Source organism: Pseudomonas orientalis (genome assembly GCF_002934065.1).
Classification (GTDB): domain Bacteria; phylum Pseudomonadota; class Gammaproteobacteria; order Pseudomonadales; family Pseudomonadaceae; genus Aquipseudomonas; species Aquipseudomonas orientalis_A.
Window position 1 is genome coordinate 2,646,590 of the sequence record NZ_CP018049.1, and the last position, 20,436, is coordinate 2,667,025.

The window sequence follows — 20,436 nt, forward strand, 5'->3', positions numbered from 1 at the left end:
CGAATGGGACCGCGACACACGTAGCTGAATCACGGATTAAGCGGACGCATGCAAGCGACCGCTACCGGCCCTTTACGACAGGCAGCAATTTACCGGTTAGTGGGGCTTATCCGAGACGAGTATGTACGGAACAGAAAGGACCGCTCATTACTCAAACTTTAAAGCGACTGATTAACACGCCAAACGATGTAGCCAAACGCGACAGTTCGTAGCTAGAGGCATTGGTTTGATGTGCTCCGGCTGCAGTTTGTGTGGAAAGATCCTGAATGTTGACCAAGTTACGATCAACCTCACGTGCAACCTGCGCCTGTTCTTCAGCGGCACTTGCGATTACAAGGTTCCTTTCACTGATGGTAGAAACACCCTCAGTTATTCGGTCAAGAGCCTGGCCAGCCTCAACGGACTGCGCCCGCGTATCGGCTGCCAGCTCTTTACTTTTATTCATCGCGAAGACGGCTTCATCAGCTCCAGAACGCACCTGTTGCATCATCGACTCGATGTCCGCCGTCGATGCTTGGGTCCGATGGGCAAGCGCGCGCACCTCATCCGCTACAACAGCGAACCCACGCCCTTGCTCCCCCGCCCTGGCCGCTTCGATGGCTGCGTTCAAGGCCAAGAGGTTAGTCTGCTCGGCAATGGCTCTGATCACATCAAGAACTTTAGTGATCTCGTTGATGCGGGTGGCAAGCACCTCAACCTTGGAAGTTGAATTTGAAATCTCATCCGCCATCAATCCAACTGAATTAACAGCTCTGCGTACCTGATCACGACCTTCTACCGCATTGCGGCTAGTTTGCTCTGAGGCTTCAGAGGCCCCCGCCGCATTTCTGGCTACTTCATCCACCGCCGCAGTCATTTCGTTCACCGCCGTCGCAGCTTGCTGAATCTCATCATTCTGCCGCGTCAAGCCGCGTGAGCTTTCTTCAGTAACCGCGTTTAGTTCTTCAGATGCAGAGGCCAATTGGTCAGCAGCGCTGCCAATTTCGCTTACCGTAGTTCGTAGGTTATTCTGCATTTTATCGAGTGCGCTCAGCAGTACACTGACTTCATCTCGTCCACTGATTACAATTTTTTTAGAAAGGTCACCATCAGCCACTTCTTCAGCGCTTCGTAACGCGATGGATAGAGGTCGAGTGATCGAACGTGTGATAATCAGTCCCAAAGCGATGGCTGCTAGGAAGGCAATTACTACTCCTGTACCCAATATCCAGTAAGCACTTGTTGTCTCTGCCTTTGCTGCATCTGCTACCTCTCCGCTTTGGCGATAGTTGGAAGCAATAATAACTTGAAGATTATCACTGACTCCCTTGAATGCCGGCGAGACTTTCTCTTGGAAAAACTTGGTAGCGCCATCAATATCACCTGCTTTAGCTAATTCGATTGCTGTGCGTGCATTCTGCAAATAGGCTGGCCAGTTCTTTTCGAACTGATCACCTGCCGCACGCTCGTCATCAGCGAGAGAAGTCTGTCGGTACTCCTTGAAAAGTCGGTCAGCCTCTTTCTCGTTTTCAGACATGGATTGAACAGCAGCGTCAAATTTAAGATCTTCTTTTGCGTACTTATAGAGTAGAGCAGCGTGTAAAGACCTGGAATACGAAAAAACACTTGCTCGGGCATTAGCTGTATTATAAACGGAAATTAAATTATTACTCACAATGCCTTCTATTGCTTCTTTTTGTTTAGTGATACCTGAATAGCCTAAGAATCCCACTCCTAAGGTGATCATTGCGCACACTAAAAATGCAGAAATGAGTCGCGAGGAAAGCCTGGTTCTACGTAATGCGTCCATAAAGTTCTCGAAAATTATTAATTGGTTGTCCAAGCAGGGTTGGTGCAATTACTGTATCTGAAGAAAAACCCATAACTATAATTTTTATTTTATGGTCCTGGTAAATGATGTTTTTTAGGGTGGAGGCTGGGTTTTTATAATAATCAAAAGCTGAACGAGACAACACAATGGAATTTCTATCGAGTCGATAGCGCATGCATAAATCACAGGGTTTAAATAATTTAACCCAGATTTTTAAGCGAATGTAATCCAGGTGATTGCCTACTTCAACGGCACAGCAGGCGTACCGAGCGTCAGAACTCCGCCCCTGGCGGATAGCCGAAATACGCCTTATACGCATGGTTGAAATTGGCAGGGTTGGCGTAGCCCAGGCGGTGGGCAATCTGTGCGACGTGCCATTTGCGCTGGCGCAGCAGGTTGCGGGCCAGTTCCAGGCGCTGTTGGCGCACGTAATCGAGCATCGACTGGCCGTACACCCGGCTGAAGGCGCGTCTCAGGGTGGTTTCACCCACGCCCAGTTCCCGTGCCAGCGCCAGAGTGCCGGGTGGGTTCATCAGGTTGGCGTCGAGCTTGAAGCGTGCTTCGTGGGCCAGGTCCGAATGGCTGCGCAACGCGGTCTCAGGGTTGGCCGGCTGTGGCGCCAGGTGCGTCGCCAGCTCGACCAGCACGGCCAGGCTCAGGCTTTCCTGATTCAGCCGCTCCAACGTCCCCTGGTAGGGCGAGTGATAAAGGCGCTCGAACAAACGCCCGACGACACGACAGCCGTGCAGTTCTGAAAAGTGCATGCCATCGTCGAGCAGCCTGGCCAGCGATTGCAGTGACGGGTCTTCTTCGGCCAGTTCGCGTAGGTAGTCGCCGCCGATGCGCAGCCCGGCCATGCGCGCACGGCTGCCGGCGGGCATCTGGTCCATGGCTTCCATGCTTTCGCTCAAGCCCAGCACATGAGGCGCGCCGGGGGTGTATTCATTTAGCCGACCGTCTACCCGATGCTGCCATTGCCCACCCAGTACCTGCACGATGCATACGCTGTCGGGCAGCACCTTGTGGATACGTAACGGTTCGGGGAACTGCAAATCGCAGTCGAAATACTGCAGGTGCGATCGCACCGTCTGAGCGCGGTAATGGCCGATCGCGCTGCCGATGACCTGCCGCGCGCTGGCATCGAATACACCGGCCTCGTCCAGGGCCTCTGGGTGATCGAAGCAGAAGTGGGTGTCCAGATAGGGGTTGCGGCGGTCCATTGGTAAAAGCGTCCGTCAGAGCGGGTGGGCAGCGTTGCATGATATCGACATCGGGTAGCCCGATCAGTTGTTGTGACCCACGGCCTTATTGTTGTGCGCCACGGCCGGACCGCTTGGCAGGCGCCGGCGCTTTGATTTCAATGCTCGGCTTTGAACTGTCGAGGAAGCCATAAATGTTGATGTATCGCAAGTGGGCAGCGCTGCTGGGCCTGGTTCTGGCCGTGATCGCGGGCCTCGCCCAGGCTGAAAACCGCCCGGAAGTCGCGGAAAAAGTGCTGGCCTATGCTGGCGAAGGCGGCGTGAAAGTCTGGACCCTGCGCATCGGTGCGCGCAATGACAATCAGGCGCTGGTGCAGTTGGAGGGTGTGGACCACGACTGGAACATGAAGATCCAGAAAATGGCCGTGGAAAAGACCAGCAAGGACACCCGCTATTTCACCACCGTGGACGGCCGGAAATTCGTGGTGTTGGTGCTGCAACAAGGTTGGGGCGAGCTGTACTTGCCTGGCGAGTCGCAGGCGCTGAACGTCGGCTATGACGAGTTCCTGTCCAGCCAAGGCAATGCACAGGCTTTCCTGACCGACTATTTGCAGGCCAACTGAGCCATGGGCCGTTTCGCGCGGGGGTCGTGGCCGCTGACGATGTTGCTGCTGCCGCTGGTACTGATGGGCTGGGCCAGTGTGCAAGGCGGGCGGGTCGATGACGTGCTGCGCGAAGCACAGGGTATGGGCAGCCACTACGTCTGGCTGCGCGTGCGTCAGGTGCTGGCGGGGCTGGCCTACTGGCTGGCCCTCGCCGCGTTGGTGGCCGGACCTGCGACGTGGCTCAAGCTGAGGCTGGATGCCTGGCGCGCGCTGAAGTCCAGGGATTTTCTCTACGACCGCCTGTTCCTCTGCTGGCGTGCCTTGGGGCATTGGCTGGTGGCGTACACCGGGCTGTTGGTGGGCGCGTTGGCCCTGAGCCTGGTGTATGAACTGAGCTGGGGCTGGGACCACTTCAAGGCCGGTGGCGCGTTCATGCTGGTGGTGGCGGTGCCGCTGATTGCGGTGCTGTGGGCGGGATGTTTGTTGATCGGGCGTCTGCGCCAGCGATGGCATGCCCTGGATAGCCCGTCCTCGGCGCTTCTGGGGCAAGGGATCGGGCGTGACAAGGCCCCGGCCTTGTGGGCGTGGATTGAACAACTGGCCACCGCCACCTGCGCGCCGGTGCCCGACCATATCGTGGTGGGCATCGACCAATCGTTTTTCGTCACCAGCGTCAATGTGGCCCTGCAACCGGCCTGCGACTTGCTCTGCGGGCGTACCCTGTACCTGCCGCTGACCTACCTCTCGACCCTGAGCCAGGCCGAGACCGCGTCGATCATCGGTCATGAGCTGGGCCATTTCAGCCGCCGCGACACCGAGCGCGGCAGCCAGATCGGTGCGCAATTCAGCCTGATGTGCCTGCACTTTGCGTTTATCCGTGCCGAGGATGCCGACCCGGCGTGGATCGAGCGCCCGGCGATCTGGATGACGCAACGTTTCCTGCATTACTTTCAACTGGCGGTGCATCACTGGGGACGCGCTCAGGAATTGGTCGCGGATCGGGTGGGCGGCAATATCGGCGGTGAGCGTCTGTTCTGCCAGGCGCTGTTACGGGTGATCGCGTTGGACGGTGAAATCGCCACGCTGCTCGCCGAGCGTCACTCCAACCTGATCCAGGCGCTGGCCGACCACCTGAGCCACACGCCGCTGCGCCTGAACGAGGCGGCGCTGGACCACGCCATCGCGCACCCTTTCGATACACACCCGCCGACGGCATTACGCCTCCAGCAACTGGGCGTAACGCTGGATGAGGCGCTGCTGGCCGAGGCCACCCGCGTGCCCACCGAGCACGACCGACACTGGTTCAGCCAACTCACCCGTACGGCGCCGCCGGCTGCCGCGCAGCCCGGATCACCGCAGATACCAAACGCTCAAGGAGAATGACCCATGACCCAACCCTTCGATCCGCTGTCGGATCTCGCCAGTTCACTCAGCCAGGAATATGCCGAATCCCGCGACGCCCAGCGCGAGCGTGCGATGGCCGAACTCGAGCAGGTTATCCAGCGCGTCCCCGAACAGACCGAATTCACCAACTCGCGCCGGTACAAGGTGCGCGGCCCGCTGTTTTTGCTGATTGCCCTGGGCTTGCTGGGGTACGCCCTGAATCGCGGGGCCACCGGCCTGGCCGTGTGTGCCGCGGTGATGGCGGTGGTGTTTGTATTGATCACTTGGCAGCACCGCAACGCCGGGCAACACGCGTTTATGCGCTTGACCCGCCGCCAGCTGTTTGTAGACACCCTGAGCGCACCGTTGAATCTGGTGGACATTGTCGACGTCTGCGCCGGTGAGGAAGGCTGGCTGACGGTGCAGAAACTGATGTTGCGGCCCGATGCGCCCCTGCCTGTTCATCGCTCCGCGCGACAACTGTTCGGCAACCAGGCCCTGGCCCTGAAAAAGCCCCAGCCGCAGATCCGCATCCAATCTGCCGGCCTGATGCATGAGGGCGTTACCCTGGATTGCGACCAGGTTGCACACATCCTCAACGCCTATTGCCAAGCCGCCCACGCACAACGACAGCTTGATGCGCTGCGCCAGGGCACTCGGAGCGATTCCTGAGTGGTTGTACGGTGAAATCCGGGTCATGAAATCAGGGGCGGACCACACTTCAGATAGTGGTGGTCTGACCCCGTTTGTACGTTTGTATGGCCCCGCATGTATGCGATGGGCAAGGCCGATAGACAGGGCATTTCACATACGCAGCATCGATTCACCGTCCATTCCGCAGGGAGGATCGAATGTGCCATGCCATCCAATCAGCGGGCGCCCAAACGAATCTGCGTAATACCTGGCTTCGCTGGGAATTTGTACCACTCCTCCCGCATAGGCAACGAGCATCAACGTACTCGCTCGATGCTCATTCGCCTCCTGGAAAAGGTTACTGCTGGGCAGCAGAGCTGGGTTGGACGGAACTGACCACAAGGAGCGATCCTCAAAGCTTGACCGATCCAGTAGAACAGCGAGTTCACTGTGTCCATGCTCCCGAGCCACCTCAATTGCGGACTTCCCTTTGGCGCTCTGCCTGGCAGCTGAACCACCAAGGCGAATGAGTTCAATGCATGCAGCCTCGTGCCCGAAATAAGCGGCTTGGTGCAATAATGTCCAGCCGGAGGAGGGCGCCTGGTACAGGCTGCAAAGCCGGCCGAGCAAAGGCTCTTGCATCCACTGCGACATAACGCTGTCCCAGTCTCCATTTTTGGCCTGCTCGTAGATTTGACTTATCAGATAGTTCAGAGCGCTCATGCGTTTACGACCTATGATCGACAGTGTGATTCTAATCGGGATCAGGTTGCGCGGGATTATCTACGATGGAGGTAACGCTGCGACATATCAGTTTTTCATGTGTTTAAAGTCTGCCCCCTTTTTTTATTGCCGATTGTTCATTACGGCAATTCTGTTGTGACTGACGGCCATGCAATAGGTATGAGCAAATAATTCTGTCCTAATAGGCTTTTACTGGTTCAAAGGCGTCTGTCTGATGATACGAAGCACTTTCATATTCCTTTTGGCTGCAGGCATTGGCTGCGTCCACGCGGCCGAGAAGGTGCCGTTGGAGCGCGAAATCAAGGACTGGATTATCGGCTGCGATAACACACGAACATGCACGGCCATCAGTGCCGTGCAGCAGCGCGATGACACTGGTTTTTCAACGTTCAGCGTACGAATCACACGTGAAGCCGGCCCGCAGGGCGCCTTGCATGTCGGGGTGTTCAGCTACACGAAACCCCTCGGCCAGCCAACACTTGATGACGAACCGCTGAAGTCTCAATTTGAGCCTGGCGAACTGAAAGAAGGCGATACACCCGAGGTGTTTGCGCTGAACGGTAAGTCAGCCCAAGCCCTGATCACAGAATTGCGCAACGGGAACTACCTGGTACTGCCGTTCAAGGAGGATAAATCGTACGCATCGCTAAGCGGGATGAGTGCGGCGCTGTTGCTGATGGACTCGGTTCAGGGGCGGGTCGGCACGCAGGACGCACTGATCTCCAAGGGGCCGGCGCCCGCTGGCAGCGTGCCGCAAGCCGCTGCCGCTCCGCCAGCGCCAAGTTGGCAGGCACCTGCCGCGCTGACGCCGGACAAAGCAAAAGAGATCACGGATGCCGTGGTGGTCGCCACGCGCAAGGACTGGCAGGAAGATCTGAATGAAGGTGTCGCGCCAAAAGCCAACGCGTATGCCTTGAGTTCAGATCAAGCGCTAGTGATCATCGAAACCGGCTGTGGGGCCTACAACTGTTTCTACACTATTTACCAGGCGCCCCTGGACCACCCGGAGCAGGCGCGTGCGGCGCTGATCGCTGAAGTGCCAAACCTGCCGGAAAGAGAGCCCCAGGGCTTCGTAGAGTTTGATCCGGCCACGGGTGAACTAAGCAGTCAGGTAAGGGCGATGAGTATGGGCAATTGTGGCACTACGCTGCGCTGGCGTTACGATGGTAACGGTTTCGCGCTGACGCATGCGGCTGAAATGATCCCGTGCATGGGGCTGGATCAGGTGTATTGGCCTGTGTTGTGGCGTACCCAGGCAAGCCGCTGATACTGTCGGATATCCCACCATGCTGACGTCCCTGATTGATCCGTGCAGTGACACATTGGTTGCCTTGGAATGGTCAGGCCGTCGAAAGAGCAATCGCTTTTTCCAAGACGGCTTGTAACATCTTCTCCGGTGATTGTGCCTTGTTGAAGACGCTCGGTGCCAATTTATCAGCGTCGTTTTCAGTCGATTGCCTGAGAAGGGCGAGCGGCCCCGATTGTTCTAACTGCTCTTGGTAAAGACTTTTTATACTGTCCTTAAAGCCATCAGGGTAGGCCGCTTTCTCGACGGCTGGAAGATCATCGAAATAGTCCATGATGCCTTTGAAGATTTCACTGTTGTCACCGCCGTTCGTGATATTGGCGTAAAACTTGGAAAAATAGGTTTCATCCTGCTTACTAAGCTCCCCATAGGCGGCATATCGTTCGGCATCCGTATAGGTTCCTGAACCATCATAAACAATATTGCTTAGCCCGTTTCGAGCCATACCTTCAAATGGGTTTGGAAGTTTTTCCGGGGGGAGTTTAGAAAGCCCAATTGCGTAATCCAGTGACTGCTGGCCTAACGCCAAACGGGCAGGGTCGGCTGTTTTGGGAAGCAGGTCCTCATTATTAAGATTCCCGCCAGCAATCCGCTGCCCGAAATTGTACATATCGCTCTGACCTTTTGCATATTGTCCTTTTAAATCCTTATTGGACATAGAGGCTTGTTTATCATCAGCCTTACTTAATGCGTACAGTGCCCGTGCAGAATCGGAGATTGTGACGGTCTCCGTCGTCTTGAGGGCGACATCCCCTGAAGGTAAATTTACAGGGTTGGACGAAGGCGGCTTCTCTTGTGTAGACACTTTTGCCTGTGTGCTTGCTTGATACGATTTAATCGACATATCCATGGTGATACTCCATAAACCGTATCCGCCACACTGGTCAAGGCAAATGTGGTCGTTGCAGACGGCAGAATCGTACTTGGGGAGGGGGCTACACTCCCTGAAAAGTACTCGAAAGTGTAGGCGGCTGGACCGGTTGTAGAGTTCTTTACCTTGACGGTGACGATTATGCCTGCCTGGGCAGATGCAATCATAGAGGCGAATAGAGTTGCTGCCCCGAACAGGTTAGCGAATCTCATGAATATGCCTTTAATTTGATAATCACTATGACTCTTGTCCTTGCGCGTCGTCTTGTATCGAAAAGACAGCGAGACTCAACCTCTATAACGGCAGGTGGCCAGATTTCTTTAAGCCAAGGGTTGTGTTTTTGACACATCGGATGAATAACGAATTCACATTCTGACGAACATAATAATTGTCGAACTCACTGCTTTCGATGAACTGGAAGCCATGGCGGGTATAAAAGCGATTGGAAGCGCTTTTCTTGAGAGCACCCACTTTGATAGGAAGCGCAGCTGCATCCGCCTCTTTGAAAATCTGCGTGAGAACAGCAGACCCCACTCCTGATCCTTGCGCGCTCGGCCTTACATACAAGTGGTCTAGCAAGAGTTCATTGTGGTGATGTTTGACCACTACGAAACCCACCCTCTCTCCAGATACCTCGATGTAACGTGTGCAGCGAGCTTCAAAACCGCTAAGAAACCGCTCCCGCGCACGGACCGGATCAAACCGCCCAACACGCTCCAGACTTTCGCGCATGGCCTCAATTCGAATGGCTACCAGATTATCCAAGTCGCTTTGTTGAGCGGGGACCAAAATGATGGGGGAATTTTGATTGGGTGTGACGGGCATAGGGTGTGCTCCAACTACCATCCTGGGGGCTCAGTATAGAGAGCCTGATACTGATGAAGCGACCCGCATGGTATGTTCACGGCATAAATGGAGTAATGGACCCCAGGAAGGAAATTGCAATGCCAGTCGACACCCACCCAATCCGCATTCTCTCGCAACGCCTTAGTATTGAGCCCTTCTGCGAGCAGGACGCTGCTGAGTCTTTCCCTTGTCTCACACCGTCTCTGACTCGCTACATGTCCTGGGAGCCGCCTGCCTCGCTAGAAGAGTACGCGCAAGTCTGGGAGCAGTGGCTGCCTGCGATAGCGGATGGCAGTGACATCGTGTTCACGGTCAGGGAACTGGTGAATGCCCGTTTTACCGGCTTGGTCGGGCTGCACCATACCGGCAGTGAAACACCGGAGTTGGGTATCTGGATACGTGAAGATAAACACGGGCTGGGCTTTGGTGGTGAAGCGGTGCGGGCGGTTGTTCAGTGGGCTAGCAAGCGGGTGGCGGCAAAGCACTTCATCTACCCTGTTGCGACGCAGAATCGTGCGAGTCGACGTATTGCCGAAGCTTTGGGGGGAGTCGTCATTGAGAGGCGAATGACGGAGAAATATGATTCGGTTGTGTACCAGATACCGGGGGGTTAACTCTGGGTAACAGGTTTGCCGATTGTTGTCCTTCACGAACGGCAGAAACCGGCCAAAAGCGGACAGTTACGCAAGGTTAGCAGCCCTTCCTTGAAGCTTGAAGGCGTCTATGAAACTAGGGGCGATTCAGTGAGTAGGCATAGAACGAAAGAAACGGCGCGGCATCACGCGGCAGCCCCTGTGCCGCCAGAAGGCTTGAATCTTCTCCTGCGAGTCGGTCGGGAAGGGACTCAGGGTCAAACAAAACGAACTCATCAAAATGAAGGTCGAGATCTGCTGGAGTCTCTGGAAGAGAGGCGACGAATCGTTCTTTGAAATTTTTAGATATGTCGTTCATGAGGCCTGACAATAGAGTAGGGGCGGCTTTGCTGGCCTAAGCGAGCGGTTGGCGTATTGTTAGATTCCAGCTGTAAGTTGGCAAGGACTCTATCTCGCCTGTGCTGCAGTGATGGTCGATTCTTTACGAACATATCAGGGCGCTCTTAATCAGACTCCACAGGTGTTCCGGCGAACGCATCGGTGCTCGGAGCACGCCATACGAACGGCAATTTGTGACCTCATCATGAGCGTCCGCTTCTGGCCGAAAGCAATCGCCGCTTTCGTCATCGCAGAGGGTTTTGTGCTGGGGCTGGAGTCCACCAAGGTGATCAAAAAACAAATCGCCGAGTCGTTGTACGTGGCTTACGACGATGCGGCGAGTTATCTAGCTATTGAGTCGAAGGGTTAATCATCAGCCAGGGCAGGGCACTTCGCGGTCAAGAAGTCTGGCGGTGAGGAGTACGCCCAGTTCGCTCAGTTGGTGGATGGCGAGGGCGATGTCGCGGTGTTTGCCGTTGAGGGCTTCGGACAGGTCGAGCAGCAGGGTGCTGACGCTGGTGAAGGTTTCGTAGCTGTTGGTGATGAGGGTTTCGTTGCTGGCGTTGGGGGCAACGTTGAAGAGGGCACTTGAATCTGCTTTTGACATGAGTAGACATCCTGAGTGATGCCACCACCTTTCCGCTACTAAACAGTGGGTGGCAGCTGTACGCAGGTTAGTAGACCGGTGGATATCTAAAGCCGGCGCGCCCGAAGACGCCCTACGCACAGCCACCATCAAGCACAGACGCACTGTCTGACTGATGAAACTCATGCACTAATAGATACCCAAGCTCAGGCTACTAAACCCGAATCACTGAACAATTCAGCGACCGAGCCACCTTAGAGACGGCCACCCCAGCACACAAGCCGGCGGATTCTGACGCACGCGTAGGCAATGGAGCAAGCCGCGGCGAGGGAATCGGATTTTGCCTTCAGGCGCTGCGTTATCGTTTGAGTTTTTCGCGAGCAAGCTCGCTCCTACAGGAGTGGGCCAACAGTGGGTTGTTATCAAGGTGCGGGTAGCTGGACAATAGGTTCGGCCGATCCAACAACGAAGTATCAGGTGTGCGAACGTTTGGTTCGCTCGGCTGGGCTCTACAAACTGCAAGATTACTGATCGGAAAAAAGACCAATGCTAGGGAAAGTCAGCAGTAAATATCTCGTCTGGGGCGCGGTCGCGCTCTGCGCAACCCTTCTGTCCGGGTGCGCGACGTCACGCTACGACGGCCAGCACGCACCGGACCCGAGTAAGGCGATCATCGTGGGTTCGATTGGTGAGAGTTTTCCGATGATGCAGCCCCATGGGCTGGTGGTTGAGATCAAGCAACAAGGAGCTCCCGGTACCGCAATACGGCTGACGACGCTGGGCAATGAAGATGATCAGCCATCACCCTCTGTGCTGGGCCATTACTTCATGTATGAAGTGCCGCCTGGTGAGTATGAGTACACGCGGTGGCATTACGTGTATTACGCGGGAAAATCGATGCCGCGCCCTGTGCCTGCGGTTTTCTCGGTGAAGGCCGGGGAAACCCTCTATATCGGCGACCTGCGCTCCGATGCCCTGCGTTTTTGCCTGTCCAACGTGAACAATGCCGAGAGCACTGTGCAGGCGCTCAAGCGCAAGTACCCGATGCTCAAGGATCGGAATATCGTGAATATGACGGCAAAGAGCGGTTTTGCGCCGTGGCCGAGTTCTGATGCCACTGACTTCGGTAAAGGGCTGTGCACGCTCTGAATCCGGTACTGGTGACCGTCATCGGCCCCGACGCCCATTGATCTACTTTCAAGGAATTTCATGCCATGAAGCGCTGTACGCTCCTCTGGGCCGGCCTGTTCGCAGGCCTGGCCTCACTGACCGGCTGCATCAGCGGTCCGGACCTCACAGGCCAACCATTCTTCACATCACCGGCAGAACCCCGTCCGGATGAGGCCATGGTGTACTTTTATCGCACGCCCGCCAGCATCGGTAACGGGGTCGCTCCGACCATTCTGGTCGATGGTCGCGCCATTGGCAGCTTGCCCTCCGGGAGTTTTTTCAAAGCCGACATTCCCGCCGGCAAGCACAGCGTCGCTTCCACCTCGCCACCGATAATAAGCGGTATGGTTAACAAGCGTTTCGATATCACCGTCGAGAATGGAAAGGTGTATTACATCGCAGACCAGCTCAGCACTTCGGCCTACACGGACGGGCAGACCTTGGGCGAAATCGACGAGGGGCGCTTCGGTGGAACAATGTATTACTCGCGCTACGCGCTTGTGCCTGCCGAGCAAGCGCTACGTTCTATCAAGTGGTGTCAGAAGTTGCCGGCACCTGCACCGTAACCATGCGTAGCCCATGCTCCGGCCAGGTCCATTACAAGCCCTGCCGGCAACGTTGGGCCAAGCCAGTATGAGGGTGAGCAGGGAAACCAGTATGGATATGGCTTCGACATAGTCTGTGCCGCAGGCAGACGGCTGTATGATTGTCCAGAATCCTACCGGCGTGACGAATATATAAGGAGCGTTTCAGATGCTGCGAGTGGATTGGCTCGATAAACAAATGGACAAGTGCGACGTTATGGCCGAATGGCTTTATCGGGAATTCAATTATGAGTTTACGCAGCAATCTCTTTCGAGTTGGCAACACGAGTTCTTTGATGGGCAGCGTGATGGCAGTTGGAAGTGTCTGATCGCAACCGAACGAGACCAGTTGCTAGGTGGCGCTACGCTTGCCAGTAATGACCTGTCTGACCGGCCGGATCTAGGTCCTTGGCTTGCGTGTGTGTTCGTCACACCTGAAGCTCGAAAGAGGGGGCTCGCAGTGCAGTTAATCGAAGGCATCTGTGCCCATGCACGAGACGCTGGGTTCACTACCTTGTACTTGCACACGCACAACCAGAGCAGTTATTACACCAAGCTTGGCTGGAAAGTATTGGAGCGCTTTGAGGCTTGGGGGAAAGAGCAATACCTTATGTCACGGAGTTTATAGTCAAGGCCGGCTTCAAATGTGTGCCGCTTTTTATAAGCAGCAAAACTGTGATTTGACGTCTGCGTTTTCACACCGGCTGGGTCGATAGCTGCCACTGGCGTGCCCACGGCCCAAGTCAATATCCCCAGAGACCTCAGAAGGGTTTCGCGCCCGATCAGAGAAGATTGAACTCAATGGAGATTCAACGGATCACGCATCTGCCGCCCCAAATCCTCGACCTGGAAAAAGCGGCAGTTGCAGAAGGCTTCAGGTTTCTCACCCGACTGACTTCAGAATGGCAGTCAGGCACCCATCGCTTTGATGCGCCTGGCGAATGCCTCATGGCGGCTTATCTGAACCAGCAACTTGTGGGCATTGGAGGCCTGTCGGTTGATCCGTTCACCCATGACCGTACAGGAAGGCTGCGACGTGTGTATGTGGCGCCTGCGTCACGCGGGCAACAGGTTGGCCGCAGATTGGTTAACGCATTGCTTGCCCACGCCGCGTTGCATTTTGAGCGTGTGCGTCTCTACACCGATACCTTGGAGGGGAGCGCTTTTTACCTGCGCTGCGGCTTCAGTCGCATAGAAGATGCTCATGCGAGCCATGTCGTGCGGATCACAAAACTATGAACTTGTCGGGTATCGGCCAGGGGTGGACCTTAGTGTGCAGACTGCTTCTAGCAAACTAACTAATACTCAGCGCTCCGCAAGTTAAATTCCTCACTTCATACACGCATTTATAACCATCGACCCGGCAGCCTTCCCAAGCAAATACGGCCGCCCGTTTATCAGTATTTGAAATTTCGATGGGATTGAAAGGCAAAGCCCTTTTCTATGAAATCAAGGGCATACCACGTCGTGATAACACCATGATTGGTTTTCAGTTCAAACGCATGGGTAAGCCGATTGATCATCCCAGGGAGTCTCACCAGTATCACTCGACTTTCTTTAACCATCAGCTCCTGATATCTCTCTGCAAATAAGCGAGGTATTTTTTCCTCTTCGTCTGTGGTGGGCCACCATTTTGCAAGTTCTAGACGTTTCCTGCGTAACCAATCAAATCGGCGTGGCAACCAGCAGATTGGGCGGGGGATTTCGTAAACAGCTAAGCTTTGTATCACTGCTGACACCGACCCGGGGTTGAAGAAAACCAACTTAACTAAAACCGAGTCATCTAGTTGCTCGGCGCTGATCACATGAAAATCGTTCGTGCTGCTCCAGTGCGTGGACCGGGTCAGCCGATACATCGCTTTCTGAGTTTTTCGGTTACGTATGCTCAAGCACAACGCCACTAACGCTATCGCTCCATTCACGTAGGTCATGATTTCTCCACCACCGCTCATGTCCATCGCACTGTTCTCCTATTCCAATTAGTAAATGGCACAGCCTACGATATTACAATTCAGCCGACTCAAGCTTGCCCGCATCAACAGCGCAACGCCCGAAAGCACAACTCAGCCGGTTTTCACCTCCCCCCAAAAGGGCAGTGTTCTCAACACGAATATGCCGAAGCTCACACCGCTCAACCCGCTTTTCTTGGTCGCACCTGCTTGCAACACCACCGACTCGATTTTCCAACTTCCTCCAACTCCCTTTTTACATCTACGCACGTTATCCCGCCTTTTAAGCTTGCTGAAACGTTTCATCGAGTTTATAAAACGTCCACAACTCCAAAAAAGGCTACCGCCATGACCCCACTCAAACTCGTTGTCGCCCTCAGCGCACTCTCTGCCGCTTCCCACGCCATGGCCTGGGATTACGTCCTCCTCGACACCGACAAAGCCGCGCAGAACTGGCAGGTCACCAGCCAGCAACTTGGCGTGCAAACCGACAAACCCTTCAGCGTGACCCTGCGTACCTTGCACGGTGGTCGGCAGGAGGGCGTGAGCATTGTCGACATCGATAACGGCACGATGAAGCTCTCGGTGGTGCCGACTCGCGGTATGAACGTGTTGCAGGCTTCGGTCGGCGATGTGCGCATGGGATGGGATTCACCGGTCAAGGAAGTGGTCAATCCTTCCTTTATCGAGCTCACTGGCCGCGGCGGGCTGGGCTGGTTGGAAGGTTTCAACGAGCTGGTCACCCGTTGCGGCTACGAATGGGTCGGTCACCCGGGCATCGACAATGGCGAATTGCTGACCCTGCATGGTCGGGCGGCGAATATTCCTGCGAATAAAGTCACCCTGCACATTGATGAAAAACCGCCGTACGCCATCACTCTGCGCGGTGAGCTGAAAGAGCAGGCGTTCAAGAAGGTCGATTTTTCCGTGGCGACCGAACTGGTCACCGAGCCCGGCAGCGTTGTGTTCGCGCTCAACGACACGCTGACCAACAACGGTGACTATGCGAAGGAATACCAGGCGCTGTATCACAGTAACTTCAGCACCCCGTTTCTGGAGCAGGGCGCGCGGTTCGCCGCGCCGGTGAAGCAGGTGTCGCCGTTCAACGACAAGGCCAAGGGCGAATTGGCCGACTGGCAAACCTACCGCGCCCCCACCAAGGATTACGACGAAACCGTGTACAACGTGGTGCCCTATGCCGATGCCAACGGCGATACTTTGACTGTGCTGCATAACAAGGCCGGCAGCCTGGGCGTGTCGGTCGGTTTCAATACGCAGACGCTGCCGGTATTTTCCCTGTGGAAGAACACCGATACCCAAGGGCAGGGCTATGTCACGGGGCTGGAGCCGGGCACGAGTTTTTCCTACAACCGCCGTTATCAGCGGCCACTGAACCTGGTACCCACCCTCGAGCCCAAGGCACACAAGCAGTTCCGCATCAGCTACAGCTTGCTGGCGGATAAGGCGGCTGTGGACAAGGCCTTGAAGCAGGTCAGCGAAATTCAGGCCGGGCGGGAAACTGAAGTGCGGCAGACGCCGTTGGTTGATTTGACCAAGGAGTAGCGCGGTCGGGCGCCTGCACTGCTTGCGCAGGCAGGCGCGGGATTCACGCCCGACGCGCCGCCAACAAAACCGTGGCCGCCGCCGACAACAGCCCCGCGCAGCAACGATTGAAGAGCCGCTTGCCGCTCGGCTCGGCGAACCAACGGCGCATGTGCAGGCCCATGTAGGCGTAGGCGCTGATGGCGATCCATTCCAGAGCCAGGAACATAGCGCCCAACAACGCGAATTGCGCGGTGATGGGTTGCCCGGGTACCACGAACTGCGGCAGGAAGGCGGTGAAGATCAGGATGGCTTTGGGGTTGCCCGCCGCCACCAGAAACTCCTGCCGTGCCAGAGCCCATAAGCCCGTCTTGCTGGCGGCGATGTCCGCTTCTGCCTGCGGGTCTGCGCGCCACAGCTGATAGGCCAGGTAAAACAGGTACGCCGCGCCGAGCAGCTTGATCCCGTAGAACAACAATTCCGACGTTTGCAACACCACCGCCAGCCCGGCGGAGGCGAGGGCGATCATGCCGGCGAAGGCCAGCAAGCGGCCGATACCGGCGAGGCAGGAGGTGCGGTAGCCGTAACGGGTGGCGTTGCTCACCGACAGCAGGTTGTTGGGGCCGGGTGCCATGTTCAGGGCGAAACAGGCGGGCAGGAAGAGGGCGAGGGTGGCTAGGTCCATGGCGGCTCCGGATTGGGTCGGGCGGGAGTGTCGAGAATAAGGGCTGTTGGGGCTGTGCGGCAATCCGTGCGCCGAAAGCAGACGCTATCAAGCGGACGGACTCCCCATGGCGAAACTAATTTCGTCATAGAAATGCGTGCATAGTCAGACGACAGCATTCAGTGTCCAAGGATGGAGTAAATCCATGATCCGCAGAGCGTTACCCTCCGACGCAAGCGCTATCGCCCAGGTGCATATCAGCAGTTGGCAAGAAGCCTATCGTGATCTGATGCCTGACCATTACTTGAGCGGGCTGGCTACAACGCTGGCTCAGCGGGAGGTGCATTGGAGCCGCTTGATCGCATCGGGCGAGTCGAACGTCTGGGTCGCGGAACTCGACCAGCAGACTGTCGGTTGGATATCGGTCGGCGCCAGCCGTGATGCCGATGCCGCTGGGGCTGATGCCGGTGAGGTCATGGCGCTGTATGTTTTAGCTGCGTATTGGCAGACGGGCGTCGGGCTGGCGTTGTGGCGCGCGGGCGTGCAGGACTTGATGGAGCAAGGATTCGAGCGCTTAACGCTTTGGGTCCTGGCAGGTAATGAAAGGGCTATCCGATTTTATCGCAGGGCAGGATGTGTTGAGGAAACCGGGACAGAGCGCACGCTTGAGAGGGGCGGTGTCACACTGGTGGAGTTGAGGTATGGGTTGCCGCAGCTGGAATGAGACCAAGCGGATAGCCTTCGGCTGTGAGGCCGCCACGGGAGCAAGCTCCCTCGCCGCAAAGGTGCGTGACTGTTTTCAGGCAACCCCAGGCTCTTGCCTATCAAGCGGCACTCGCACCTGAAACACCGTGCCCTGTTCCGTGTCGGAGCTGACCTCAATCGACCCACCGTGGGAGGCGACGATTTCCGAGGCGATAAACAGGCCCAGGCCCAGGCCCTCGGTGGGGCCGTGGTTGATTGCGGTACGCTGGGAGAAACGGCCCATGGGGTTGAAGATGAACGGGAGCACGTCCTCGGGTATCGCTTCGCCACTGTTGTGCACGGTGAATACCGCGAAGTCTTCCTGTGTGCCCAGTTCGATCTGGATAGGCCGTGTGGTGTCTCCATGCTGCACCGCATTGCTGATGATGTTCGAAAACACCTGCTCCATCCGACCGCCGTCAAATTTGCCTGAAACGGCTGCGTTCGCGTCGAACATCACGATGGCCTCGGGATGAAACGCACGGATTTCCTCGACCACACGCTGACACAGCGGTGAGAGGTTGATATCGGCTGTCTTGACCGGGATCCCCGGCCCCATCTGGCAGCGGGTCAGGTCGAGCAGGTCGCCGACGATCTGGCTTGCGCGGCGCACGCTGGTGTAGACCTGATTGGCGATCTTGGTCGCCCGGGCCCCGGCGTCCTGAGAGCGGCGCAGCACGTCGGCACCCAGCAGGATTGCGCCGAGTGGGGTGCGCAAGTCGTGGCCGAGGATGCCCAGGAACATGTTGCGCGAGGCCTCGACCGCCCGTGAATAGCTTGCGATGGACTCGGCCAGGGCCTGGTCAATGGCTTCGTGGAAGCGGGTCATGTCGTCGACGTTGATCGGTGTGCCGTCCTTGACCTGGCGCATCCACTGGCTGACCACACTGGTGCGCAGCGCGCGGTATTCCGAGACCATCTGATCGATGGTGAACCCGGCCATCAGCCGCGTCATTGCATGGGTTTCCGCCGCGGTTTCCTGTTCATCCGCCGGAGCCTGGCCCTGGGCCTTGGCGATTTGCTCGCGCCGGGTCTGCTTGGTGCGCAGGTCGCTGACGATGGCCAGCAACATCTGCTCGGCATGGTCGCGCAGCGCGACGCTGTCGAGTTCCTCGCCCGGTGTGTCGATGGTCCTGGCGAAATCTTCCCAGGCCTGCAGAATCGGCTCTAGGTTTTCCAGAATGAAGTCGGGCAGGCGCATGTCTGTAATCCTGAAGGGAGGCGGGCAGAAAAGCGAAGCTGCGCAGGTGTAGGAAATTCCCGGCAGTGTAGGAGGTTGTTCGTCGCTTTTAAAGCTCGGCCTGCGACAGGGAGACATTGGACATTACAGCCCCAAAGTCAGCGACCGCAGCCGTTGTTCCACCACGCTGTCAAAATGACTGGCCAACGCCTCGCAGCGCTCAGAAGTGAGCCCTTCACAGCAGGTGATGCCCAGCACAAACCCCTGGGCTTTGGCACCGCCTTTGACGGCAAGGATCATCGATCCCGCCAGTTCGATCTCGCGCAGAATTCTGTCAGCCTGTCGTTTTATAGGGCCGGGCAAATCGTTTATGGCTTCTTTCATGGCCGTCTCCGCAGGCATTCACTCATACACACACAAGGCAACAGAGGCACTGTCGGCCTCTTGAAAGCATCGACCAAGGGATGATTCAAGAGTTTCGTCGTGCACGGCTGGAAGGCGATGATGTGCAGGGCCGTCATTGCCCTGCAGCCGCTTGGCAGCCGACAGGTATCCAACGGACACACCTGGGCCCAAATGTGGGAGGGGGCTTGCTGCCGATGGGGGTGTGTCAGTTGATGAATCTTTCACTGATCCACCGCTATCGGGAGCAAGCCCCCTCCCACATTTGGACCGAGGTGTATCAGACGGGTCACCCCGCGCCGTCTGGCCTGTACCGCAACGCATGAATGTGCCACGCGCCGAAGTGCTCAATCGCGCAGCACCAGCGCCATATCCGGATATTGCGCGCACATGAAGTCGACGAAGGCGCGCACTTTGGGCGCGGCCAAGCGCCTTGAAGTGTGCAACACCCAGAGCTGCGGCTCGACTCCGGCCACTGTGCCCCATTGCACCAGTTCGCCCCTGGCCAACGGCGCTCCTGCGATGGACAGGGGAATAAGGGCCACGCCGCCACCGGCGATGGCTGCATCGCGCACCATCAGTAACGAAGAAAATTGCAGCCTGGGGATCGGCTCCAGAATCAGCTGCCCTCCGTCCAGGTGCCAATGGGTCGGTGTGAACCCCGGTGTGACGATGCCGGCCACGGGCCTGATCGCACCGGGCTGCGGCCTGGGTATTTCGGGCGCGGCCACTACCACCAGGCGGTCTGTGGCGAAGCATCTGCCGACCAGGTCGCTGTCCGGGCTCGGGTTGATGCGAATGGCGACGTCGAATTGTTCTTCCACCAGATCCACCTGGCGGTCTTCCGCCACCACCTCAATGGCGACGTCCGGATAGGCTGCACAGAAGCGTGCGCCAATCGCGCCCATTGCCAATTGGGAGAACAGGATTGGCGCCGCCACGCGCAAACGACCGCGTGGCGTCGAAACGCCCTCGCGTGCCGTGGTCATGGCTTCAGTCACCTCACCCAGCGGGCCTTGGGTTCGCGCCATCAGCAGCTCGCCGGCTTCGGTCAGTTTCAGCCCGCGCGCACTGCGCTCAATCAGTCGCACACCCAGTTGCTCTTCCAGGTCCGCGATGCGGCGCGACAGGGTGGCCTTGGACACACCGTTCGCCCGGCTGGCCTTGCCCAGGCCTTGGTGGGTGGCGACCTGAATGAAGTCGATCAGCGCGTTGAGGTTCATGGTGTTCCGTTTTTGAGACAAGGT

The 20,436-nt window shown here is 56.9% G+C and carries 24 protein-coding genes and 1 pseudogene; 12 read left to right on the forward strand and 13 right to left on the reverse strand.

The features are described from left to right. Positions 1-151: 151 nt before the first annotated feature. From BOP93_RS28170 to BOP93_RS11830, 3 genes and pseudogenes are all read right to left on the reverse strand, one after another. On the reverse strand, positions 152-1,015 hold the full coding sequence (locus BOP93_RS28170) for a methyl-accepting chemotaxis protein (RefSeq protein ID WP_430758792.1): 864 nt from the start codon (positions 1,013-1,015) through the stop codon (positions 152-154). Next, positions 1,007-1,789: pseudogene (locus tag BOP93_RS28175) on the reverse strand (MCP four helix bundle domain-containing protein); the annotation flags it as partial. The pseudogene BOP93_RS28175 and the gene BOP93_RS28170, both read right to left, overlap by 9 nt. 293 nt (positions 1,790-2,082) lie before the next feature. Continuing rightward, the gene (locus BOP93_RS11830) at positions 2,083-3,030 is read right to left on the reverse strand and encodes a helix-turn-helix transcriptional regulator (RefSeq protein ID WP_104502757.1); all 948 of its coding nucleotides are present in this window, start codon (positions 3,028-3,030) and stop codon (positions 2,083-2,085) included. A gap of 173 nt (positions 3,031-3,203) precedes the next feature. On the opposite strand from BOP93_RS11830, the gene BOP93_RS11835 reads away from it, so the two are divergent. From BOP93_RS11835 to BOP93_RS11845, 3 genes are read left to right on the forward strand one after another with little or no spacing between them, the layout of a single operon-like run. Beyond that, positions 3,204-3,632 (forward strand): hypothetical protein, encoded by a 429-nt coding sequence (locus BOP93_RS11835; RefSeq protein WP_104502758.1) that lies wholly within the window; start codon positions 3,204-3,206, stop codon positions 3,630-3,632. Positions 3,633-3,635: 3 nt separating this feature from the next. Continuing rightward, positions 3,636-4,997 carry a M48 family metallopeptidase gene (locus tag BOP93_RS11840; protein ID WP_237140412.1) on the forward strand — a complete coding sequence of 454 codons (1,362 nt, stop codon included), beginning with the start codon at positions 3,636-3,638 and terminating at the stop codon, positions 4,995-4,997. A gap of 3 nt (positions 4,998-5,000) precedes the next feature. After that, the gene (locus BOP93_RS11845; RefSeq protein ID WP_232790588.1) at positions 5,001-5,669 is read left to right on the forward strand and encodes a hypothetical protein; all 669 of its coding nucleotides are present in this window, start codon (positions 5,001-5,003) and stop codon (positions 5,667-5,669) included. A gap of 132 nt (positions 5,670-5,801) precedes the next feature. Here BOP93_RS11845 and BOP93_RS11850 read toward each other — a convergent pair whose 3' ends face one another. Continuing rightward, positions 5,802-6,353 (reverse strand): ankyrin repeat domain-containing protein, encoded by a 552-nt coding sequence (locus BOP93_RS11850; protein ID WP_104502759.1) that lies wholly within the window; start codon positions 6,351-6,353, stop codon positions 5,802-5,804. Between the two features lie 235 nt (positions 6,354-6,588). Here BOP93_RS11850 and BOP93_RS11855 point away from each other — a divergent pair, with 235 nt between their 5' ends. Next, positions 6,589-7,641: a DUF1176 domain-containing protein gene (locus tag BOP93_RS11855; RefSeq protein ID WP_104502760.1), complete on the forward strand. Its 1,053-nt coding sequence runs from the start codon at positions 6,589-6,591 to the stop codon at positions 7,639-7,641. A gap of 73 nt (positions 7,642-7,714) precedes the next feature. Here the strand turns inward: BOP93_RS11855 and BOP93_RS11860 are convergent, their stop codons facing one another. Continuing rightward, positions 7,715-8,530: a hypothetical protein gene (locus tag BOP93_RS11860; RefSeq protein ID WP_104502761.1), complete on the reverse strand. Its 816-nt coding sequence runs from the start codon at positions 8,528-8,530 to the stop codon at positions 7,715-7,717. Positions 8,531-8,845: 315 nt separating this feature from the next. Further along, entirely contained in the window at positions 8,846-9,376 is a 531-nt protein-coding gene (locus BOP93_RS11870) for a GNAT family N-acetyltransferase (RefSeq protein WP_104502762.1), read from the reverse strand. A gap of 119 nt (positions 9,377-9,495) precedes the next feature. On the opposite strand from BOP93_RS11870, the gene BOP93_RS11875 reads away from it, so the two are divergent. Further along, on the forward strand, positions 9,496-10,011 hold the full coding sequence (locus BOP93_RS11875; RefSeq protein ID WP_104502763.1) for a GNAT family N-acetyltransferase: 516 nt from the start codon (positions 9,496-9,498) through the stop codon (positions 10,009-10,011). A gap of 115 nt (positions 10,012-10,126) precedes the next feature. Here BOP93_RS11875 and BOP93_RS27410 read toward each other — a convergent pair whose 3' ends face one another. Then, positions 10,127-10,348 carry a hypothetical protein gene (locus BOP93_RS27410; protein ID WP_157943494.1) on the reverse strand — a complete coding sequence of 74 codons (222 nt, stop codon included), beginning with the start codon at positions 10,346-10,348 and terminating at the stop codon, positions 10,127-10,129. A 225-nt stretch (positions 10,349-10,573) separates the two neighbouring features. Between BOP93_RS27410 and BOP93_RS27415 the strand changes: the two genes are divergently transcribed. Next, positions 10,574-10,738, forward strand: a complete 165-nt coding sequence (locus BOP93_RS27415) for a hypothetical protein (RefSeq protein WP_157943495.1) — start codon at positions 10,574-10,576, stop codon at positions 10,736-10,738. Positions 10,739-10,741: 3 nt separating this feature from the next. On the opposite strand, the gene BOP93_RS11885 is transcribed toward BOP93_RS27415, so the two are convergent. Further along, positions 10,742-10,975, reverse strand: a complete 234-nt coding sequence (locus tag BOP93_RS11885) for a DUF6124 family protein (protein WP_104502765.1) — start codon at positions 10,973-10,975, stop codon at positions 10,742-10,744. 525 nt (positions 10,976-11,500) lie between these two features. On the opposite strand from BOP93_RS11885, the gene BOP93_RS11890 reads away from it, so the two are divergent. From BOP93_RS11890 to BOP93_RS11905, 4 genes are all read left to right on the forward strand, one after another. Further along, a complete protein-coding gene (locus tag BOP93_RS11890; protein ID WP_104502766.1) occupies positions 11,501-12,103 on the forward strand; it encodes a hypothetical protein in 603 nt (200 codons plus the stop codon). Between the two features lie 65 nt (positions 12,104-12,168). Then, positions 12,169-12,690, forward strand: a complete 522-nt coding sequence (locus BOP93_RS11895; RefSeq protein ID WP_065933353.1) for a DUF2846 domain-containing protein — start codon at positions 12,169-12,171, stop codon at positions 12,688-12,690. 187 nt (positions 12,691-12,877) lie between these two features. Further along, a complete protein-coding gene (locus tag BOP93_RS11900; protein ID WP_104502767.1) occupies positions 12,878-13,336 on the forward strand; it encodes a GNAT family N-acetyltransferase in 459 nt (152 codons plus the stop codon). A 173-nt stretch (positions 13,337-13,509) separates the two neighbouring features. Then, positions 13,510-13,947, forward strand: coding sequence for a GNAT family N-acetyltransferase (locus BOP93_RS11905; RefSeq protein WP_420220230.1), 438 nt, complete (start codon positions 13,510-13,512; stop codon positions 13,945-13,947). 158 nt (positions 13,948-14,105) lie between these two features. Here BOP93_RS11905 and BOP93_RS11910 read toward each other — a convergent pair whose 3' ends face one another. Further along, entirely contained in the window at positions 14,106-14,666 is a 561-nt protein-coding gene (locus BOP93_RS11910) for a hypothetical protein (protein WP_065886644.1), read from the reverse strand. A gap of 339 nt (positions 14,667-15,005) precedes the next feature. On the opposite strand from BOP93_RS11910, the gene BOP93_RS11915 reads away from it, so the two are divergent. Next, positions 15,006-16,220: an aldose 1-epimerase family protein gene (locus tag BOP93_RS11915; RefSeq protein WP_104502769.1), complete on the forward strand. Its 1,215-nt coding sequence runs from the start codon at positions 15,006-15,008 to the stop codon at positions 16,218-16,220. 43 nt (positions 16,221-16,263) lie between these two features. On the opposite strand, the gene BOP93_RS11920 is transcribed toward BOP93_RS11915, so the two are convergent. After that, on the reverse strand, positions 16,264-16,884 hold the full coding sequence (locus BOP93_RS11920) for a LysE family translocator (protein ID WP_104502770.1): 621 nt from the start codon (positions 16,882-16,884) through the stop codon (positions 16,264-16,266). Positions 16,885-17,068: 184 nt separating this feature from the next. On the opposite strand from BOP93_RS11920, the gene BOP93_RS11925 reads away from it, so the two are divergent. Next, entirely contained in the window at positions 17,069-17,587 is a 519-nt protein-coding gene (locus BOP93_RS11925; RefSeq protein ID WP_104502771.1) for a GNAT family N-acetyltransferase, read from the forward strand. 75 nt (positions 17,588-17,662) lie between these two features. Here the strand turns inward: BOP93_RS11925 and BOP93_RS11930 are convergent, their stop codons facing one another. The 3 genes from BOP93_RS11930 to BOP93_RS11940 all read right to left on the reverse strand — a co-directional run bounded on the left by BOP93_RS11930 (position 17,663) and on the right by BOP93_RS11940 (position 20,412). Beyond that, positions 17,663-18,808: a sensor histidine kinase gene (locus tag BOP93_RS11930; RefSeq protein ID WP_104502772.1), complete on the reverse strand. Its 1,146-nt coding sequence runs from the start codon at positions 18,806-18,808 to the stop codon at positions 17,663-17,665. A 123-nt stretch (positions 18,809-18,931) separates the two neighbouring features. After that, positions 18,932-19,171, reverse strand: a complete 240-nt coding sequence (locus tag BOP93_RS11935; protein WP_104502773.1) for a hypothetical protein — start codon at positions 19,169-19,171, stop codon at positions 18,932-18,934. A gap of 365 nt (positions 19,172-19,536) precedes the next feature. Further along, the gene (locus BOP93_RS11940; RefSeq protein ID WP_104502774.1) at positions 19,537-20,412 is read right to left on the reverse strand and encodes a LysR family transcriptional regulator; all 876 of its coding nucleotides are present in this window, start codon (positions 20,410-20,412) and stop codon (positions 19,537-19,539) included. Positions 20,413-20,436 lie beyond the last annotated feature (24 nt).

Bases quoted from the DNA above. Each gene is read 5' to 3' on its own strand.
- BOP93_RS11885 (WP_104502765.1), bottom strand. From the start codon at position 10,975: ATGTCAAAAGCAGATTCAAGTGCCCTCTTCAACGTTGCCCCCAACGCC.
- BOP93_RS11870 (WP_104502762.1), bottom strand. From the start codon at position 9,376: ATGCCCGTCACACCCAATCAAAATTCCCCCATCATTTTGGTCCCCGCT.
- BOP93_RS11835 (WP_104502758.1), top strand. From the start codon at position 3,204: ATGTTGATGTATCGCAAGTGGGCAGCGCTGCTGGGCCTGGTTCTGGCC.
- BOP93_RS11840 (WP_237140412.1), top strand. From the start codon at position 3,636: ATGGGCCGTTTCGCGCGGGGGTCGTGGCCGCTGACGATGTTGCTGCTG.
- BOP93_RS11910 (WP_065886644.1), bottom strand. From the start codon at position 14,666: ATGGACATGAGCGGTGGTGGAGAAATCATGACCTACGTGAATGGAGCG.
- BOP93_RS11905 (WP_420220230.1), top strand. From the start codon at position 13,510: ATGGAGATTCAACGGATCACGCATCTGCCGCCCCAAATCCTCGACCTG.
- BOP93_RS11915 (WP_104502769.1), top strand. From the start codon at position 15,006: ATGACCCCACTCAAACTCGTTGTCGCCCTCAGCGCACTCTCTGCCGCT.
- BOP93_RS11875 (WP_104502763.1), top strand. From the start codon at position 9,496: ATGCCAGTCGACACCCACCCAATCCGCATTCTCTCGCAACGCCTTAGT.
- BOP93_RS11850 (WP_104502759.1), bottom strand. From the start codon at position 6,353: ATGAGCGCTCTGAACTATCTGATAAGTCAAATCTACGAGCAGGCCAAA.
- BOP93_RS11930 (WP_104502772.1), bottom strand. From the start codon at position 18,808: ATGCGCCTGCCCGACTTCATTCTGGAAAACCTAGAGCCGATTCTGCAG.
- BOP93_RS11925 (WP_104502771.1), top strand. From the start codon at position 17,069: ATGATCCGCAGAGCGTTACCCTCCGACGCAAGCGCTATCGCCCAGGTG.
- BOP93_RS11935 (WP_104502773.1), bottom strand. From the start codon at position 19,171: ATGAAAGAAGCCATAAACGATTTGCCCGGCCCTATAAAACGACAGGCT.
- BOP93_RS11900 (WP_104502767.1), top strand. From the start codon at position 12,878: ATGCTGCGAGTGGATTGGCTCGATAAACAAATGGACAAGTGCGACGTT.
- BOP93_RS27410 (WP_157943494.1), bottom strand. From the start codon at position 10,348: ATGAACGACATATCTAAAAATTTCAAAGAACGATTCGTCGCCTCTCTT.
- BOP93_RS11830 (WP_104502757.1), bottom strand. From the start codon at position 3,030: ATGGACCGCCGCAACCCCTATCTGGACACCCACTTCTGCTTCGATCAC.
- BOP93_RS11890 (WP_104502766.1), top strand. From the start codon at position 11,501: ATGCTAGGGAAAGTCAGCAGTAAATATCTCGTCTGGGGCGCGGTCGCG.
- BOP93_RS11855 (WP_104502760.1), top strand. From the start codon at position 6,589: ATGATACGAAGCACTTTCATATTCCTTTTGGCTGCAGGCATTGGCTGC.
- BOP93_RS27415 (WP_157943495.1), top strand. From the start codon at position 10,574: ATGAGCGTCCGCTTCTGGCCGAAAGCAATCGCCGCTTTCGTCATCGCA.
- BOP93_RS11845 (WP_232790588.1), top strand. From the start codon at position 5,001: ATGACCCAACCCTTCGATCCGCTGTCGGATCTCGCCAGTTCACTCAGC.
- BOP93_RS11860 (WP_104502761.1), bottom strand. From the start codon at position 8,530: ATGGATATGTCGATTAAATCGTATCAAGCAAGCACACAGGCAAAAGTG.
- BOP93_RS11940 (WP_104502774.1), bottom strand. From the start codon at position 20,412: ATGAACCTCAACGCGCTGATCGACTTCATTCAGGTCGCCACCCACCAA.
- BOP93_RS11920 (WP_104502770.1), bottom strand. From the start codon at position 16,884: ATGGACCTAGCCACCCTCGCCCTCTTCCTGCCCGCCTGTTTCGCCCTG.
- BOP93_RS11895 (WP_065933353.1), top strand. From the start codon at position 12,169: ATGAAGCGCTGTACGCTCCTCTGGGCCGGCCTGTTCGCAGGCCTGGCC.
- BOP93_RS28170 (WP_430758792.1), bottom strand. From the start codon at position 1,015: ATGCAGAATAACCTACGAACTACGGTAAGCGAAATTGGCAGCGCTGCT.